The following is a 17888-nucleotide window of genomic DNA, read 5'->3' on the forward strand; positions in this document are numbered from 1 at the left end:
TGAGGGCGCATCCGCATCGGCCTCAGTTCTTCTTCTGGCCCAGGCCGCCGACGACGCCGAGCACGCCGCCCGCGACGTTCTGGACCACGCCGCCGACGGTGCTGCCGGCAGAAGGCGTCGTGCTGCCGCCGGTCAGCGGGGCCGTGACCGCGCCGGTCAGGGGCGCGACCGCCGCCAGCACGGGTGCGGTCAAGGGCGCCGTGGCCTGCAGCACCGGCGTCGTCAGGGGCGCTGCCGCCTGCAGCACCGGGGTGGTGAGCGGGGCGACGGCGTTGAGCGTCGGGCTCAACACCGTGGTGCCCACCGCCAGCCCGGCGCCCACGCCGGCGCCGGCCGAGATGCCGGTGCCCTGGCCGTTGCTGGCCAACGCCACGCCGCCGCCCAGGCCCACACCCGCGGTCAGGCCACCGATGCCGCCCAGGCCGGTGCCGGTGCCACCGTTGCCCGCGGTCACCAGGCCACCGACCGAGCCCACCGTGCCGCCCAGCGGCTGCGTGACCGCCGCCAGCGGGGTGTTGGCGCCGGCCTGCTGCACGCCCATGCCCACCTGGTTGGCCAGGCCGGCCACGGGTTGGCCGAGGCCGGTGCCGTCGCCGACCTTCTGGGTCAGCGTGATCAGCTTGTCGTCGATGCGGTCGACCGCCTGCGTCGCGCCGCCGGTGACCTTGCGCACCGTGCCGTTGTTGGTCACGCCGGCCAGCGGCACGGCGAGGCCGCTGACGCCGTCACCGACCTTGTCGACCAGGCCGCCGGCCGCGTTCGTCACCGGCTGCAGCGGGGTGGTCTTGCCGATGCTGCTGACCAGTTCGCCAGCGCTCGACACCGTCTTGCCGGTGTTGTCCACCACCAGCGGCAGGCCGCCCAGGGTGTTGCCCAGCGCGTCCTTGCCGGTGCCCAGCTGGCCCAGGCCGCCGCTGACCGCGGTGCCGGCGCTGCCGACCGTGTTGCCGGCATTGGCCAGCACACCGGCGGCCGGCGTGGTCTGGCCCAGGCCCGAGACCACGGTGCCCGCGCCGGTCACGGTCTGGCCGACGCCGCCGAGCACCTGGCCGGTGGCCGAGGAAGCGACGGTGCCGCCGCCGTTGCCGCCCCCCCCGCCGCCATTGTTGCCGCCGCCGCCGCCGTTACCCCCACCGGCACCGCCGCCGCCTGCGTTGGCGCTGTCACCGCCGCCGGAGCCGCTGCCGACCCCGCCGGGCTGGGCGGAGCCGGAGGCGCCGCCGGCATCGAAACCCATGCGACCGCTGGAAGAGCAGCCGCCGAGCAGGGCCAGCGCCGCGGCCACCGCCGCAACGCCCACGAGCGATTGAAATCGCGGTTGGAAAGAAACAGTCATGTGTGACTCCTGAAGTGGACGTGAAACCGGCCTGCCGCGGATGTGCGGCGAAGGCGCCTCGACGTGTGCCGGGGCCCACAACGGGGGGTTCGACACACAGGCTTCACTGTGCGCTGGAGTCGGCCCGCTGTGACATTCAGGAGCAACTTGTGTCTTTTTGTAGACGGCTTTTTATGTGAAGGAACGCACACCGCGCGGGGCAGTCGCTGGCCGTTAGAACCAAGGGACTACAGGCCTGGGACGGCCTGCCTGCGTTTCAGCCCGCCGCGGCGTCGTCGCGCAATCGCTGCGCCACCGCGTCGACGTCGCGCCGCTTGCGCACCGCGGCCAGCAGCATCGGCGAACCGTTGGCGCAGGCGGCCACGGCGGTCGCCTTCTTCGGGCACAGGCCCAGGCAACTGCACTCGATCACGCGCCAGCGTACCGGCGTGTGGCCCACGGCTTTCCGGAGTTCGCTGCGCAGTTCCTTGGCCGTGTGGCGCGTCGGGCCGCTGCTGCGTCGCTGGCAATCGCTGCAGACCATCAGCAGGCCGCCAAACTTGGCCTTGACGAAGGGGGCGGCGTCGGCCACCGGGGGCAGGGAAGAGGGGGCATCGGACATGGGTGGCTTTCTGGATCGTGGGGCTTGCGCACAGGGTAGGCCGCTTGCGTGCGCTATCGTGTCGGCCTGTCACTCATTCCGAACCCCGTCATGTCGCTCGCGCCCATCGAAATCGAAACCGCCCCCGAACCCACCGCCACCGTCATCGTGATGCACGGGCTGGGCGCCGACGGCAACGACTTCGTGCCGATCGCGCGCGAGCTCGACCTGTCGGCCGTGGGCCCGGTGCGCTTCGTGTTCCCCAATGCGCCGGTGATGCCGGTGACGGTCAACGGCGGCTATCCGATGCCGGCCTGGTACGACATTTTCCAGCCTGACCTGGTGCGCCGCGAGGACGAGCCCGGCCTGCGCCGCTCGCGCGACAGCATCGAGGCGCTGATCGCCCACGAGAAGGCGCGCGGCATTCCCGCCAGCCGGATCGTGCTGGCCGGCTTCTCGCAGGGCTGCGCGATGGCGCTCATGGTCGGCCTGCGCCACGGCGAGCGCCTGGCCGGCATCGTCGGCCTCTCGGGCTACCTGCCGCTGGCCTCGACGCTGGCCGCCGAGCGCGCGCCGGCCAACCAGCACACGCCGGTGTTCCTGGCGCACGGCACGCAGGACGGCGTGGTGGTGCTGCCGCGGGCCGCCGAGACGCGCGAGGCGCTCAAGGACCTGGGTTACGCGGTGGAATGGCATGACTATCCGATGGCCCATTCGGTCTGCATGGAGGAGATCGCCGACCTCAACACCTTCCTGCTGCGCGTGCTCGGCCCGCAGGCCTAGCAAAATTTCCGGCAGCGTGGGGGACGACGGCCGAATGCCCGGCGGATTCCCCGTGCGAGCAGCCTGTACCGAGAAGTGCTACCTTCCAGCCCCACCAAAGACGGATGAGTGATAAGAACATGAGCAAATTGCAGGAGCGACTGGACGCGCTCTCGCCCGCGCGGCTCAAGGGCATGCGGCGCGGCATCGAGAAGGAAAGCCTGCGCGCGCGCGCGGATGGACAGCTGGCGCTCACGCCGCACCCCTCCGCGTTGGGGTCGGCGCTCACGCATCCGCACATCACCACCGATTTCAGCGAATCGCAGCTCGAGCTCATCACCGGCGTGCACGCCGGCGTCGAGGCCGCGCTGGAGGAGCTCACGCAGGTGCATCAGTTCACCTACCGGGTGCTCAACGAGCTCGGCGACGAACGCATGTGGGTCTCGAGCATGCCCTGCGGCCTGCCGACCGACGAGACCATCCCGATCGGGCGCTACGGCAGCTCGAACGTCGGGCGTGCCAAGAGCGTCTACCGCATGGGCCTGAGCCACCGATACGGCCGGCGCATGCAGACCATCTCGGGCATCCACTACAACTGGTCGCTGCCCGAGGTGTCGAGCGAGCAGTACTTCGGCCTGATCCGCAACTTCCGCCGCCACGCCTTCCTGCTGCTGTACCTGTTCGGCGCCTCGCCCGCGCTGTGTTCGACCTTCGTGGCCAACCGGCCGCACGAACTCAGGCCGCTGGGCGACGGCAGCATGCACATGCCCTTCGGCACCTCGCTGCGCATGGGCCGGCTCGGCTACCAGAGCGAGGCGCAGGCCTCGCTGCAGGTGAGCTACAACAGCCTCGAAGGCTACGGCGCCTCGCTGCAGGACGCGCTCACGCGCCCCTGGCCGGCCTACGAGGCCATCGGCATCCAGAACCCCGGCGGCGACTACAACCAGCTGGGCACCACGCTGCTGCAGATCGAGAACGAGTTCTACGGCACGATCCGGCCCAAGCGCGTGATCTACCCGGGCGAGCGCCCGCTGCATGCGCTGCGCGAGCGCGGCGTCGAGTACGTCGAAGTGCGGCTGATGGACCTCGACCCCTTCGTGCCGGTCGGCATCACGGCCCAGACCATCCGCTTCCTCGACGTGTTCCTGATGCACTGCCTGCTGTCCGACAGCCCCGACGACACGCCCCAGGAGATCGCCGAGCTCGCGCACAACCAGCAGCTCACGGCGGCCCGCGGCCGCGAGCCCGGCCTGCAGCTGCTGCGCGGCGGCCAGGAAGTGGCGCTGACCGAATGGGGCGCCGAGCTGGTGGCGCAGTGCGCGCCCATCGCCGCGGCGCTCGACGCGGCGCACGGCGGCTCGGCCTATGCCGAGGCGGTGCATGCCGCGCTCAACGGCCTGCGCGACACCCACAGCCTGCCCTCGGCGCGCGTGCTCGCGGCGATGGCGGCCGAGCATGGCAACTCGTTCACCTCCTTCGTGCGGGCGCAGTCCGAGGCCACGCGCCAAGCCCTGCTCACGCTGCCCTTCGCGCCCGAGGACCAGGCGCGTTTTGCACGGGAGAGCGCCGACTCGATCGGCGCGCAGAAGGACATCGAGGCGGCCGACACCATGCCCTTCGAGGTCTATCGCCAGCAGTACGTGTCGCCGGCCCGGCTGGGCCTGAGCGAGCGAGCCCGCAGCGCCGCGACGGCCTGAGCCGCTGTCGTTTGGGGCCCGGCAGGGGCAGGCCGTAGGCATAGGCCTACCGTCATTGGACTGCATGGCCCACCGCCCGGGCCCGGGGGGGAGAGCGATCATGGAACTCAGAGATTCTTCTGAGCCGCACGACCCGTGACCCCTCTTCTCATGCACTCCAAGACCTACCTGGTCGAAGACAACCCGGTGATCCGCGAAAACCTCACGGACTTCCTGGAGGATGCCGCCGACACCACCGTGGTGGCCCACGCCTCCACCGAGAACGAGGCCGTCACCTGGCTGCACAGCCACCGCGACGACTGGGACATCGCAATCGTCGATCTGTTCCTGCTCGAGGGCAACGGCTTCGGTGTGGTCGATGCGTGCCGTGACCGCGCGGACCATCAGAAAGTGGTGGTGCTGAGCAACTACGCCACCACCGACATGCGCGAGCGCTCGCGCCGGCTCGGCGCCGACGCCTTCTTCGACAAGTCCGCGGAGATCGACCAGCTGCTCGCCTACTGCCGGATGGAGCGCTGAAGCGAGCGTCGGGCGCGTCGCTGTCCCGTGCGTGCTGCCCATGGGTGCGGGCTTGAGGTACAACCTCGGGTCCGAATTCATGGAACACCCAAAGAGATGAACAGCTCGATCGATTTCAAGGGCCGCGTCGCCATCGTCACCGGCGCAGGCGGCGGTCTGGGGCGCCAGCACGCGTTGGCACTGGCGGCGCGTGGCGCCAAGGTGCTGGTCAACGACCTGGGCGGCGCACGCGACGGCTCGGGCGGCTCGGTGAGCGCGGCGCAGGCCGTGGTCGACGAGATCGTGGCCGCGGGCGGCGAAGCCCTGGCCAATGGCGCCTCGGTCACCGACTACGAAGCGGTGCAGGCCATGGTGCAGCAGGCGATCGACGCCTGGGGCCGGGTCGACGTGCTGGTCAACAACGCCGGCATCCTGCGCGACAAGAGTTTCGCCAAGATGGAGCTGGCCGATTTCAAGCTGGTGGTCGACGTGCACCTGATGGGCGCGGTCCACTGCACCAAGGCGGTCTGGCCGCACATGACGGCACAGAAGTACGGCCGCATCGTGATGACGACTTCGTCTTCCGGCCTCTACGGCAACTTCGGCCAGAGCAACTACGGCGCGGCCAAGATGGCGCTGGTCGGCCTGATGCAGACCCTGAGCATCGAAGGCGCCAAGAGCGACATCCGCGTCAACTGCCTGGCCCCGACCGCGGCCACGCGCATGACCGAGGACCTGATGCCGCAGGCCGTGCTCGACGCGCTGCAGCCCGAGGCCGTGGTGCCCGCGATGCTGGTGCTGGCCGCGCAGGATGCGCCCAATCGCACCGTGCTGTGCGCGGGCGCGGGCGGCTTCGAGGCGGCCCACATCACGCTCACGCAGGGCGTGTTCGTCGCGCCGGGCGCCGATGCGCCCGAGCAGCTCGCGGCGCGGCTGGCCGAGGTGACGGCACGCGAAGGCGAGCAGGTGCCGCAGAGCGGTGCCGCGCAGGGCACGCTGGAGATCGAGAAGGCGACGCGGGCCGCGGCCCGCTGATCGCGCGCCCTCAGGCGCCCGGTGCCGCGGGCGCCGACACCGCGCTCGGGTTGCGTTGCAGGGCCGGCGGCAGTTCGCCGTCGAGCCAGTCCATGCGCCAGGCCAGCACCAGCAGCGCGCAGAGCGTGACCACGACGGCCACCGTGCCGGTCAGCCGGTGCCGTTCGGCATAGGGATCGCGCAGCACGCGGTGCGCATGCGCCGGCAGATGCGCGGTCTGCGACAGCGAGCCGCCCAGTCGCACGTTGACGTGCATGCGGCCGTTGATGGCCCAGCCGCTGGCATCCAGGATCGGGCCCAGGCTGCGCTGGCGCAGCTTGAGCCAGGCGATCAGCATGCTGGGCCCCGAGATCGCGAGCACCAAGCCGAGCACCGCGATCGGGATCCACTGGCCCAGGTCGACGAACTTGCTGAACACCGCCACCAGCACCGCGCTGATGCTGCCCAATGCCACGCCGATGGCCGCCACAGTGCCCACATCGACGCGACCCGGCAGCTTGATCGGCTCGGCCGGCTTGGCGCCCGCCGCGAGGGACTTGTCGGCGGTGGTCAGCGTCGAGGCCAGCGAACCCAGCGAGCCCTGGGCCACCGTGTCGCTGGCGGCCGCACGCTTGGCCACCTGTTCCTCGATCATGCGCAGGAATTTCTTGTAGGGCGAGAAGAAGGCCTGCGCCACGCTGGTCGGGTTCTCGATCACCTTGGTGATGGTCGCGTCCCAGTCGCGCCCCTGGCGGTCGTAGAACACGCCGTTGCGACCGACGAACAGGAAGTCGGTGTCGCCGGCCGTGAAAGCCGACACCACCGTCATCTTCTCGCCCTTGCGCGTGCACACGCAGTAGGCCAGGCAGGCCTTGGCCAGGCCGGCCAGCGGCGCATGCTTGGCCGCGTCGGCCACGGCCACGCTGAGGTCGCAGCTGCGGCCGTCGAGATAGAGCCGCCCGGCCTGGAAGATCGCGCCTTCGCGGCGGTAGAAGTCCTTGAAGGCCACGAAGTTGTTGACCAGCGTGAGCAGGTCGCGCTGGAAGCGCAGCAGCTTCTCCAGTTCGCCGATGCGCACGTTGTGCGGCTCGACGCGCTCGTCGTCTTCGATCAGCTGCATCAGCGGGCCCTGCAGCGCCAGGCTGTCGACCAGTTCGGCGGCGCTCAGCGCTCCGAGCTGTGTGGCGGGTCGCGCCGCGAGCCAGCGCTGGCAGGACGCGAGCCGGTCCTGCAGCGTGCGCCAGTCGGCCTCGCCGAGTTCCTGCCGATCGGGCAGGTGGGCGCCGTCGGCATCCGGCAGCAGCGGCAGCGCGTCGCGCTGCAGCGTGCGCAGCGCCTCGGCCCAGGCCGGGTTCACGCCGCGCAGCAGCGGCAGCGTGCGGCCGGCCGCGATCGGTGCCAGCGGCAGGCGCGCGATGCCGTCCGACTGCATGCGCAGATCGGCCTGGGCCGCCAGCGCCTCGTAGTCCTCGATCGAAGGGTTGAGGGCCGGCACCGCGCGCGGATCGTAGGCCGCGACGCGGCAGCGCGCGAAGAAATCGTCGACCTTCTCGCGCACCGCGCCCACGGCCTGTGCGGCGGCGAGCATCGCGGTGCCGTCGGTCGTGCCTTCGGTTCCCTGGCCTGTCTGCCAGTCGTGCAGCGCCTTGGCCTCGGCGAAGAAGGTCTCGGCCCTTTTGCGGTCCACGCCGTCCAGGCCCTTGCGGTCGCGCGCGGCCCCGTGGGTCTTCATGATGCGGCGCAGAAGGGTCTGCAGCGCCTCGTCGTCGGTGCTCTCGGGCGGCACCACGCCATCGCCGTTGAAGCGCATCGCGGCCAGCAGTTCGCTGCGGTCGGTCACGTCGGCCAGCGAGAGCCGGTCGGCGCCTTCCTTGCCGCGCAACTGCAGGATGCGCCGCGCCTCCTCGGCCAGCGGCACCGCCTCGCCCTCGACATCCGCGATGGCGTCGAGCGCGAGCGTGTCGCCGCCCTGCATCAGCACGTCGGGGTCCTGGAGGTGCCTGCAGGCCCATTCGCAGGCGGCGATCAGTTCGGGCGGGCGGATGCGGCCGTCGCCATCGGTGTCGATCAGGGCCAGCGTGCGCGGATCGATCTCGATGCCGCTGGCGGGGCAGGCCAGCGCCACCCAGAGCTTCTGGTCGAGCTGGCCGATGCGCGCGATGTCGGTGCCGTTGCGGATCAGGACCTGGTCCACGCCGCCGGCGCGGAAGAACTGCCAAGTGTGTGCTTCGTCAGGAACCATCGATCGGAACGCTTTCTTTCTTCGGTGCAGGGAAGTGCCGAGTGTCGCTTTCTGCAGCGGCCGCGCGCGTAGGCGAGAGGGCCGCGTCGGGGTGCGCGGCGCTCTGGCAGCCCGCGGGTGCAAAGGCGACAATGGCTGCGACCTTCTCATCCCTTTTTGTCCGCTTCGCATGTCCGCTCTTCCCGACACCCTGTGCTATCTCAACGGCGAGTACTCGCCCGTCGCCGAGGCGAAAGTTTCCGTGCTCGACCGCGGCTTCATCTTCGGCGACGGCATCTACGAGGTGGTGCCGGTCTACGGCCGCAAGCTGTTCCGTTTCGCGCAGCACATGGCGCGCCTCGAACGCAGCCTGGCGAGCGTGCGCATTCCGCAGCCGCTGACGACCGATGAATGGCTGGCGCGCTGCCGCCACCTGATCGCGGCGCATGCGGCCGAGGACCAGATGGTCTACATCCAGGTCACGCGCGGCGTGGCGCCACGCGACCATGCGATGCCGCCGGGCATCGTGCCCACGGTGTTCATGATGTCCAGCGCGATGAAGGCGCCGAGCGCCGCCGTGCTCAAGGCCGGCGTGGCCTGCGTCACGGCGCGCGACTTCCGTTGGGAGCGCGCCGACATCAAGAGCACCTCGCTGCTGGGCAACGTGCTGGCGCGGCAGATCTCGGTGGACGCGGAGGCCGTCGAGACGGTCCTGCTGCGCGACGGCCTGCTGACCGAGGCCTCGTCGTCCAATGTGTGGGTGGTGAAGGACGGCGTGGTGCACGGCGCGCCCAAGAGCGTGCATGTGCTCGAGGGCATCCGCTACGAGCTGATCCGCGAACTCTGCGAGGCCGAAGGCATCGTGTTCGACCTGCGGCCGATCTCCGAGGCCGAGGTGCGCGAGGCCGACGAACTGCTGCTGAGTTCGGCCAGCAAGGAGGTGCTGCCGGTCAGCACGCTGGATGGCCGCCCGATCGGCAGCGGCGCACCGGGGCCGGTGTTCGCGCGCCTGCATGCGGCGTATCAGCGGGCCAAGGCGGCGCAGTCGATCTAGGCGCAGCGCAGCCTCGAATGGCGGCCGGTCCGCCAGCAGGCACCGCGCCCGGCGCCTCAGCTCTGGATGTAGCTCGTGAGCTGCTCGATGGTCTGCTCGTGGTCCGCGATGATGTCGTCCATCAGGTCGCGGATCGACAGCATGCCGATCACCTTCTCGCCGTCGACCACCGGCAGGTGGCGGATGCGCTTCTGGCTCATCAGCGCCATGCAGTCATGGGTGGGCGTCTGCGGGGTCACGGTGAACACGTTGGCCGTCATGATCTCGGCCACGCGCACTTCCTTGGAGCTCTTGCCGAGCAGCGCGACCTTGCGGGTGTAGTCGCGTTCGGAGAACACGCCGACCAGCTTGTCGCCCTGCAGCACGACCAGCGCGCCGACCTCGTGCCTGGCCAGCACATGGAGGGCATCGAAGACGGTGGCGTCGGGCTCGGTGTGGTAGAGGCCGTCGGCGCGGCGCTGGAGCAAGGAAGAAACAGGTTTCATGGTCACTCCGAAAGACAAGGTGGGACGAAAAACGTCGTGGGCTCGTGCTGCATTCCATCATAGGGGCGCACCGAGGCAGTTGACCAGCCGGTCGCGCCTTGTCGTGGCCGCTGTCGCGCATGCAACTGTGCGCCGTGTCCGCGTCACCGGTGCGACGCGCGCCGGGCGCACCCCTTCGTACAGTGCCCGGACACCCCCGAAAGACACCATGCGCGACACCCTCCAGGCCCTGAGTTCCACCGCCACCTTCAACCGCTGGGCCGGCTTCGAGGTGGTCCGCGCCGAGGCCGGCGAAGCCGAATTGCAGATGGACTGGCGCGCCGAGGACATGGGGCAGTACGCGGGCTTCCTGCACGCGGGCCTGATCGGCGCGCTGCTCGACACGGCCTGCGGCTTTGCCGCCGCCACGGTGGCGGGGCAGGTCACGGCCTCGCATTTCTCGGTCAACTGCATCGCGCCCGGCGTGGGCCGGCGCTTCGTGGTGCGCGCACGGGTGGTCAAGGCCGGGCGGCGCCAGGTCTTCACCACGGCCGAGCTTTTCGGGCAGGGCGAGGATGGCGAACTCCGGCTGGTGGCCACCGGCAACACGATCCTGGTGCCGCTCGAGGCCCCCGCGCGCTGACGGTCGGAAGGGGCACTTCGAAAGGGCGCCCGCGTCTTCGCGGACAATGCGGGCCCTCCCGCACATCAGCAGACACAAGGAAAAGCGCGCCATGGCCATTCAGTGGTTTCCCGGCCACATGCACCTGACCCGCAAGGCCATCGGCGAACGCATCAAGGACATCGACGTGGTGATCGAGTTGCTCGACGCCCGGCTGCCGGCCTCGAGTGCGAACCCGATGCTCGCCGAGCTCACCGGCCACAAGCCGGGGCTCAAGGTGCTCAACAAGCAGGATCTGGCCGACCCGGAGCGCACCGCGCTCTGGCTGGCGCACTACAACGCGCTGCCCGAGACCCGTGCCATCGGCCTGGACGCCAGCCAGGCCACGCCGGCGCGCGCGCTGGTCGAGGCCTGCCATGCGCTGTCGCCCAACCGCGGCGGCATGGCCAAGCCGATGCGGGTGCTGATCTGCGGCATCCCGAACGTGGGCAAGTCCACGCTGATCAACACGCTGGCCGGCGGCCGCAAGGCCAAGACCGGCGACGAGGCCGGCATCACCAAGCTCGAGCAGCGCATCACGCTGGCCGACGACTTCTACCTCTGGGACACGCCCGGCATGCTGTGGCCGCGCATCATCGTGGCCAAGAGCGGCTACAACCTGGCGGCCAGCGGCGCGGTCGGGCGCAATGCCTTCGACGAGGAGGAGGTGGCGCTGGAGCTGCTCGACTACGTCAAGCGCCGCTATGCAGGCACGGTGGCGGCGCGCTTCAAGCTCGATCTTGATGCCGCCGCGGTGGCGGCGCTGTCCGACGAAGACCTGCTCGAGGCCATCGGCCGCAAGCGCGGCGCGCTGCTGGGCAAGGGGCGGGTCAACCTGCAGAAGGCGGCCGAGATCGTGATGCACGCCTTCCGCGACGGCAGCCTGGGCCGGATCACGCTGGAAACGCCCGAGGAGTTCGCGGTCTGGCTGGCCGAGGGCCAGCAGCTCGACGCCGACCGCCAGGCCAAGAAGGCCGCGCGCGGGGCCGGCAAGGGCGGGCGCCCGCCCGCAGCCCCCAGCGCCGACTGAGCCCGGGGGAGGGCGGCTCGCACCAGCGCGGTGCGGCTGCCCGCTAGGGTTGTCACTCTCTGCAACAGGTGACGTTCTGGCTATGTTCGTTGAAGTCCCGCTCGACCGTTCGGGCGCGGCGCGAGACCTGAGTCCCGTAGTACTTCGACAACATTGGAGACACACATGCAGTTCCGCTTCAAGCACCTGGCCCTGGCCGGTGCCATTGCCCTCTCGACCGCCGCCTTTGCCGCCGACCCGATCAAGATCGGTGTCGACGGGCCCTTCACCGGCGGGTCGTCGTCGATGGGCGTCAGCATGCGCGACGGCGTGCGCCTGGCGACCGAGGAGATCAACAAGGCCGGCGGCGTGCTGGGCCGGCAGCTGCAGTTGGTCGAGCGCGACGACGAGGCCAAGAACGAACGCGGCGTGCAGATCGCCCAGGAGTTCATCAACAAGGAAAAGGTGGTGGCCGCAGTCGGCTACATCAACACCGGCGTGGCGCTGGCCTCGCAGCGCTTCTTCCAGGAAGCCAAGATCCCGGTGCTCAACAACGTGGCGACCGGCTCGATCATCACCAAGCAGTTCGAGAAGGAGCCCGAGAACTACGTGTTCCGCAACGCGGCGCACGACAGCATCCAGGCGCCGATGATCGTGGAGGAGGCCATCACGCGTCGCGGCTACAAGAAGGTCGCGATCCTGGCCGACTCCACCAACTACGGCCAGCTGGGCCGCGAGGACCTGGAGAAGGCGCTCAAGAGCAAGGGCATCACGGCCGTGGCGGTCGAGAAGTTCAACATCAAGGACGTCGACATGACGGCCCAGCTGCTCAAGGCCAAGGAAGCCGGCGCCGAAGCCGTGCTGACCTACGGCATCGGGCCCGAACTGGCGCAGATCGCCAACGGCATGACCAAGCTGGGCTGGAAGGTGCCGATCGTGGGCAGCTGGACGCTGGCCATGGCCAACTTCATCGACAACGCCGGCCCGGGCGGCGATGGCGCGCGCATGCCGCAGACCTTCATCCAGGAGCCGACCACGCCCAAGCGCAAGGCCTTCATCGACAACTTCGTGAAGACCTTCAAGCCCAAGAACAACCGCATGGACTCGCCGGTGTCGGCGGCGCAGGGCTACGACTCGATCTACCTGCTGGCCGCGGCCATCAAGCAGGCCGGCAGCACCGAGGGGCCGAAGATCAAGGCCGCGCTCGAGGACCTGAAGACGCCGGTCGAAGGCGTGGTCACGACCTACGACAAGCCCTTCTCCAAGACCGACCATGACGCGATCACCGCGAACATCCCGGTGTTCGGCGAGGTCAAGGGCGGCCGCGTGGTCTATGCCAATGCCGAAGACCAGAAGAACGCCGCCAAGGTGCAGCTGAAGGATCCGGCCGCCAACGCCGCCCTGATCAAGTAAGTCCCCTGGCGCTCCGGCGCCGTCCGGCGCCGCCCCGGGGTCTTCCCGCGGCGGCGTCTTTCTTGATTGACCGTCGGCGCCACGCCACGTCTTGCGAGAGCTTCGCCATGCAAATCCTGACCCAACTCATCTTCAGCGGCATTGCGCTGGGCATGATCTACGCCGTCATCGCCTTCGGCTACCAGCTGACCTTCGCCACCTCCGACACGCTGAACTTCGGCCAGGGCGACGCCCTGATGCTGGGCGCGCTGGTCGGCCTCACGCTGGTGGGGCTGGGCGTGAACTACTGGCTGATGATCCCGATCGTCTGCCTGTTCGGTGCCTTCCAGGGCATCGTGGTCGAGCGCATCGGCGTGCGGCCGGCGATCAAGATCAAGTCGGAATTCGGCTGGATCATGTCGACCATCGCGCTGGGCATCATCTTCAAGAACGTGGCCGAGAACGTCTGGGGCCGAGACGACCTCAAGTTCCCCTCGCCGCTGCCCGAGTCGCCGCTCAAATTCCTCAACGCCAACGTGCTGCCGATGGAGATCCTGGTGGTGGTGGGCGCGCTGCTGATGATGCTGGCGGTCGAGTTCTTCAACCGCAAGACCATCTACGGCAAGGCCGTGGTCGCGACCTTCAACGACCGCGACGCCGCCAAGCTGATGGGCATCAACACCGGTCTGGTCATCACCTTCTCCTATGCGCTGTCTTCGATGACGGCTGCCTTCGCCGGCGTGCTGATCGCGCCGCTCACGCTCACCGGCGCCACCATGGGCGCGGTGCTGGGCCTGAAGGCCTTCGCGGTCGCGATCATCGGCGGGCTGACCAGCGGCATGGGCATCGTGGTGGGCGGCATCATCCTGGGCGTGGCCGAAACCACCACCGGCTTCTACCTGAGCACCGGCTACAAGGACGTGCCCGGCCTGGTGCTGCTGCTGATCGTGCTGGCGGTGCGCCCGCAGGGCCTGTTCGGCAAGACCGCCATCAAGAAGGTCTGAACGAGATGGCTGTCCACACCGAGAAACTCCAGCCCCGCCACCTGCTGCTGGCCGTCGCGGGCGTCGTCGCGCTGCTGCTGTTCCCCATCGCCTTCGACAACCCGTACTACATCCACCTGCTCGAGACCATCATGATCTACGCGATCGTGCTGTTCGGGCTCGACATCGTGGTCGGCTACACCGGCCAGGTGTCGCTGGGCCACGCCGGCCTGTTCGGCCTGGGCGCGTACACCGCCGGCGTGCTGGTGTTCAAGCTGGCCGCGCCCTTCTGGGTCACGGTGCCGGCCGCGATCCTGCTCACGGCCGGCTTCGGCGCGCTGCTGGCCCTGCCGGCGCTGCGCGTGTCGGGGCCCTACCTGGCGATGGTCACGCTGGCCTTCGGCACCATCATCCAGATCCTGATCAACGAGATGAGCTTCCTGACCGAGGGGCCGATGGGCATCAAGCTCGAGAAGCCCTCGCTGTTCGGCCACAAGCTCGACGAGCGCGAGTTCTACTGGGTGGTGGTGGTGCTGATGGTGCTGGCGCTGATCGTGGTGCACCGCATCCTGCGCTCCCACCTGGGCCGCGCCTTCGAGGCGCTGCGCGGCAGCCCGGTGGCCTCGGACTGCATGGGCGTGTCGGTCTACCGCTACAAGGTCTACGCCTTCGTGATCAGCGCGGGCTTCGCCGGGCTGGCGGGCTGCCTCTATGCCTATTCCGAGCAGTACATCTCGCCCAACTCCTACAACTTCGAGCTCACGGTGCTGTTCCTGCTGGCCGTGATCATGGGCGGCCGCAAGAGCCGCATCGGCTCGATGCTGGGCGCGGCCATCATCGTGCTGCTGCCCAAGCTGCTCGACGACGTGGTGCTGTTCCGCTACGTGTCGGTGGCGCTGGCGGTGCTGGTGTTGATCACGGCGGTGGTCGCTGTGCAGCGCCAGCGCGCCACGCCGGTGCAGATGGCGATTCCCGTGGTGGGCAGCATCGCGCTGGCTGGCCTGGCCTTCTGGCTGCAGACCATGACCGATTGGCGGCTCTCGATCTTCGGCGTGATCATGCTGTTCGTCGTGTATTACCTGCAGGACGGCATCGTCGGCTTCGTGCGCAAGGCCTTCAACATGCGCCGGCCCGCGCCGGTCGTCGAGGTCACGGCCGGGGGCGCCGGCGCGGCCGATGCGGTCTCGGTCTCGGCCGCGGGCCAGACCGGCGACGAGGTGCTTAACGCCGCCGGCGTGCTGATGCAGTTCGGCGGCCTCAAGGCGCTGAACAACGTCGACCTGAGCATCCGCCGCGGCAGCATCCACGGCCTGATCGGGCCCAACGGCTCGGGCAAGAGCACGATGATGAACGTGCTCACCGGCATCTACGTGCCGACCGCCGGCGCACTGACCTTCGCCGGCCGCTCGCTGGTCGGGCGCACCTCGGCCGACATCGCGCTGTCGGGCATCGCGCGCACCTTCCAGAACGTGCAGCTTTTCGGCGAGATGACCGCGCTGCAGAACGTGCAGGTGGGGCTGCACCACACCTTCGACAGCAACCTGGCCGACGTGGCCCTGCACACGCCGCGCTACCGGCGCGAGCGCGACGCCGCGGCCAGCCGCGCGCTGTCGCTGCTGGGCTTCGTCGGGCTGGCCGAGTTCGCGGTGGAGGAGGCACGCAACCTGCCCTACGGCAAGCAGCGCCTGCTCGAGATCGCGCGCGCGCTGGCGCTCGACCCGCAGCTGCTGCTGCTCGACGAGCCCGCGGCCGGCCTGACCGCGCCCGACATCAAGGAACTGATCGCGATCATCCGCAAGATCCGCGACCACGGCATCACCGTGATCCTGATCGAGCACCACATGGACGTGGTGATGAGCATGTGCGACACGGTCTCGGTGCTCGACTTCGGCCAGAAGATCGCCGAGGGCGTGCCGGCCGAGGTGCAGGCCGACGAGAAGGTCATCGAGGCCTATCTCGGCGGCCAGGCCGACGCCGCTCCGAACCCCGCCTGAGGAACCCGCACATGCTGACCATCCACAATCTTTCGGCCGGCTACGGCAAGGTGCAGGTGCTGCACGGGATCTCGATCGAGGTGCCCAAGGGCAAGGTCGTGACCTTGATCGGCTCCAACGGCGCCGGCAAGACCACCACCATGCGCGCGGTCTCAGGAATGATCGCGCCCACCGCGGGGGAGATCACGCTCAACGGCAAGCGCATCGACGGGCTAGAGAGCTACCACATCGCCAAGCTCGGCCTGGCCCATTCGCCCGAAGGTCGGCGCGTGTTCGCGACCATGACGGTGACCGACAACCTCACGCTAGGCGCCTTCCCGCGGCTCACGGGCAGCCGGCCGCGCGGCGACGTGGCGGGCGACCTGGAACGCGCGCTGGAACTGTTCCCGCGGCTCAAGGAGCGCCGCATGCAGCTGGCCGGCACGCTCTCGGGCGGCGAGCAGCAGATGCTGGCGATGGCGCGTGCCGTGATGCTCAACCCCGAGGTGGTGCTGCTCGACGAACCCTCGATGGGCCTGGCGCCGATCCTCGTGGCCGAGGTGTTCCGCATCATCGAGCGGCTCAAGAGCGAGGGCGTGACCATGCTGCTGGTCGAGCAGTTCGCGGCCGCCGCGCTGGGCGTGGCCGACTACGGCTATGTGCTGGAGAACGGCCGCATTTCGCTGCACGGGCCCGCCGACAAGCTGCGCAGCGATCCGGCGGTGAAGGCGGCCTACCTGGGCGGTGGGCACTGACGGAGCGCGCACCGCCGGAACGCGGACTTCCGGACGCAGAAGGCGCCAAAAAGAGAATCCAGGATCTGGTCTTGCTTTTGCGTCCTCTGCGAAACCTCTGCGCCTTCTAGGTCCGGTATCCGATCCCGAAAACTAGGCGTCCTTCAGCACGATCTTCCCGGCCTCGACGTACTCCTCGTACTGCATCAGCGGGATCGCCGTGAGGCCGAGCACGCCTTTCTCGGCTTCCCAGCTCAGCGTGGCGCTGTCGGGCGCGAGCACGACCTCGACCACCGTGCCTTCGGGAATCACGAGCGGCACGCCGTCGCCGGGCGAGTAGGTGACGTGGCCGCGGATGGTTGCGAATTGGCTCATGGGTTCCTCCGAAAAAAGACGAGCCTGCAGGACGCAGGCCACACCCGATTGGAATCGGGGCCGGGCGCGGCGCGTGTCGGAGAAGGGGCCGTGTTGCGCTGCGGCAAGCAGGGCGCGGCCGACGCGTTGTTGCGATGTGTAGCAAACTGGCGGTCCCCCGCACGAACCACTTCATTTCATCTTCATGACCTCCCCTGAATCCGCGCTCGAAGTCCTGCCCCGCGACCTGTCGGCCTACCGCGAAGGCAACACCGGCGTCGACTACGTCCACCGCTTCGAATCGGGCAAGCCCGGCCCGCACGTGCTGATCAACGCGCTCACGCACGGCAACGAGATCTGCGGCATGGTGGCCGCGACCCACCTGCTCGACACCGGCGTGCGGCCCAAGATCGGCACGCTCACGGTGAGCTTCTCGCACATCGAGGCCTACAACGCCTTCGACGAAGCCAAGCCCTACGACAACCGCCAGATCGTCCACAACCTCAACCGCATCTGGTCGGCCGAACTGCTCGACGGCAGCGAGGACAGCCCCGAGCTGCGCCGCGCGCGTGAACTGCGCCCGGTGATCGACGCGGCCGACTACATCCTCGACATCCATTCCACGAGCCAGGACGTGGTGCCGTTCTGGGTGTATCCGGCCTACGAGCGCAATGCCGCCGTGGCCCTGTCCGTGGGTCTGCCGCCGGTGCACCTCGTGATGCCCAACGGCCTGGGCTCGGGCACGCCGCTGATCCAGTACGGCCACCACGGCGAGGCGGAAGGGAAGGGCGCCGCGATGGTGGTCGAATGCGGCCAGCACTTCAAGCAATCGGCAGCCGACCTGGCCACGGCCGTGACGCTGGGCTTCCTCGCGCACTTCGGCCTGATCGACAAGGACCCGGCCGCGCCCGCGCCCGGCCCGCAACGCCGCTTCGAGCTGCTGCAGACCCACATGGTGAAAGACGCGAGCTTCGCCTTCACCCGCCCGCTGATCGGCTTCGAGACCTTCGCCGAGGGCGAGCTGATCGCGATGAACGGCACCGAGGAGATCCGCTCGCCCTGCGACGACTGCACGATCTTCATGCCCACGCGGCTGCCGATCGTGGGCCGCGAAGCGGTCTACCTGACCCGGCCCATCTAAAGCGGCCGCCCGGAG

Annotated in this window: 17 protein-coding genes; 12 read left to right on the forward strand and 5 right to left on the reverse strand. The window is 69.2% G+C overall.

What is annotated here, in order from left to right; genetic code table 11:
* Positions 1-22 precede the first annotated feature (22 nt).
* Complete coding sequence (locus tag K0H49_RS10345) at positions 23-1336, reverse strand: collagen-like triple helix repeat-containing protein (protein WP_219211770.1); 1314 nt, start codon at positions 1334-1336, stop codon at positions 23-25.
* A 256-nt stretch (positions 1337-1592) separates the two neighbouring features.
* Positions 1593-1937 (reverse strand): hypothetical protein, encoded by a 345-nt coding sequence (locus tag K0H49_RS10350; RefSeq protein ID WP_219211772.1) that lies wholly within the window; start codon positions 1935-1937, stop codon positions 1593-1595.
* A 90-nt stretch (positions 1938-2027) separates the two neighbouring features.
* Here K0H49_RS10350 and K0H49_RS10355 point away from each other — a divergent pair, with 90 nt between their 5' ends.
* The 4 genes from K0H49_RS10355 to K0H49_RS10370 all read left to right on the forward strand — a co-directional run bounded on the left by K0H49_RS10355 (position 2028) and on the right by K0H49_RS10370 (position 5908).
* A complete protein-coding gene (locus tag K0H49_RS10355) occupies positions 2028-2699 on the forward strand; it encodes an alpha/beta hydrolase (RefSeq protein ID WP_219211774.1) in 672 nt (223 codons plus the stop codon).
* A 119-nt stretch (positions 2700-2818) separates the two neighbouring features.
* Positions 2819-4375: a glutamate--cysteine ligase gene (gene gshA, locus K0H49_RS10360; RefSeq protein ID WP_257624651.1), complete on the forward strand. Its 1557-nt coding sequence runs from the start codon at positions 2819-2821 to the stop codon at positions 4373-4375.
* Between the two features lie 150 nt (positions 4376-4525).
* A complete protein-coding gene (locus tag K0H49_RS10365) occupies positions 4526-4894 on the forward strand; it encodes a response regulator (RefSeq protein WP_219211778.1) in 369 nt (122 codons plus the stop codon).
* A 96-nt stretch (positions 4895-4990) separates the two neighbouring features.
* Positions 4991-5908 carry an SDR family NAD(P)-dependent oxidoreductase gene (locus tag K0H49_RS10370; RefSeq protein WP_219211779.1) on the forward strand — a complete coding sequence of 306 codons (918 nt, stop codon included), beginning with the start codon at positions 4991-4993 and terminating at the stop codon, positions 5906-5908.
* Between the two features lie 10 nt (positions 5909-5918).
* Here K0H49_RS10370 and K0H49_RS10375 read toward each other — a convergent pair whose 3' ends face one another.
* Positions 5919-8129 (reverse strand): hypothetical protein, encoded by a 2211-nt coding sequence (locus K0H49_RS10375; protein WP_219211780.1) that lies wholly within the window; start codon positions 8127-8129, stop codon positions 5919-5921.
* Positions 8130-8298: 169 nt separating this feature from the next.
* On the opposite strand from K0H49_RS10375, the gene K0H49_RS10380 reads away from it, so the two are divergent.
* A complete protein-coding gene (locus K0H49_RS10380; protein WP_219211781.1) occupies positions 8299-9162 on the forward strand; it encodes a D-amino acid aminotransferase in 864 nt (287 codons plus the stop codon).
* Positions 9163-9218: 56 nt separating this feature from the next.
* Here K0H49_RS10380 and K0H49_RS10385 read toward each other — a convergent pair whose 3' ends face one another.
* Complete coding sequence (locus K0H49_RS10385) at positions 9219-9647, reverse strand: CBS domain-containing protein (protein WP_219211782.1); 429 nt, start codon at positions 9645-9647, stop codon at positions 9219-9221.
* A 208-nt stretch (positions 9648-9855) separates the two neighbouring features.
* On the opposite strand from K0H49_RS10385, the gene K0H49_RS10390 reads away from it, so the two are divergent.
* The 6 genes from K0H49_RS10390 (at position 9856) to K0H49_RS10415 (ending at position 16399) form a co-directional block, all read left to right on the forward strand.
* Positions 9856-10269, forward strand: coding sequence for a PaaI family thioesterase (locus K0H49_RS10390; RefSeq protein WP_219211783.1), 414 nt, complete (start codon positions 9856-9858; stop codon positions 10267-10269).
* Positions 10270-10360: 91 nt separating this feature from the next.
* On the forward strand, positions 10361-11317 hold the full coding sequence (gene ylqF, locus K0H49_RS10395) for a ribosome biogenesis GTPase YlqF (protein WP_219211784.1): 957 nt from the start codon (positions 10361-10363) through the stop codon (positions 11315-11317).
* A 165-nt stretch (positions 11318-11482) separates the two neighbouring features.
* Entirely contained in the window at positions 11483-12709 is a 1227-nt protein-coding gene (locus tag K0H49_RS10400) for an ABC transporter substrate-binding protein (protein ID WP_219211785.1), read from the forward strand.
* 107 nt (positions 12710-12816) lie between these two features.
* Positions 12817-13692, forward strand: a complete 876-nt coding sequence (locus tag K0H49_RS10405; RefSeq protein ID WP_183023303.1) for a branched-chain amino acid ABC transporter permease — start codon at positions 12817-12819, stop codon at positions 13690-13692.
* A gap of 5 nt (positions 13693-13697) precedes the next feature.
* Positions 13698-15665, forward strand: coding sequence for a branched-chain amino acid ABC transporter ATP-binding protein/permease (locus K0H49_RS10410; RefSeq protein ID WP_219211787.1), 1968 nt, complete (start codon positions 13698-13700; stop codon positions 15663-15665).
* A gap of 11 nt (positions 15666-15676) precedes the next feature.
* Entirely contained in the window at positions 15677-16399 is a 723-nt protein-coding gene (locus tag K0H49_RS10415; protein ID WP_219211789.1) for an ABC transporter ATP-binding protein, read from the forward strand.
* 132 nt (positions 16400-16531) lie between these two features.
* On the opposite strand, the gene K0H49_RS10420 is transcribed toward K0H49_RS10415, so the two are convergent.
* On the reverse strand, positions 16532-16753 hold the full coding sequence (locus K0H49_RS10420; protein WP_219211791.1) for a hypothetical protein: 222 nt from the start codon (positions 16751-16753) through the stop codon (positions 16532-16534).
* A 184-nt stretch (positions 16754-16937) separates the two neighbouring features.
* Between K0H49_RS10420 and K0H49_RS10425 the strand changes: the two genes are divergently transcribed.
* Positions 16938-17873: a succinylglutamate desuccinylase/aspartoacylase domain-containing protein gene (locus tag K0H49_RS10425; RefSeq protein WP_219211793.1), complete on the forward strand. Its 936-nt coding sequence runs from the start codon at positions 16938-16940 to the stop codon at positions 17871-17873.
* The last annotated feature ends 15 nt before the right edge of the window (positions 17874-17888 follow it).

This window comes from Variovorax boronicumulans, assembly GCF_019352895.1.
Taxonomy (GTDB): Bacteria; Pseudomonadota; Gammaproteobacteria; order Burkholderiales; family Burkholderiaceae_C; genus Variovorax; species Variovorax boronicumulans_A.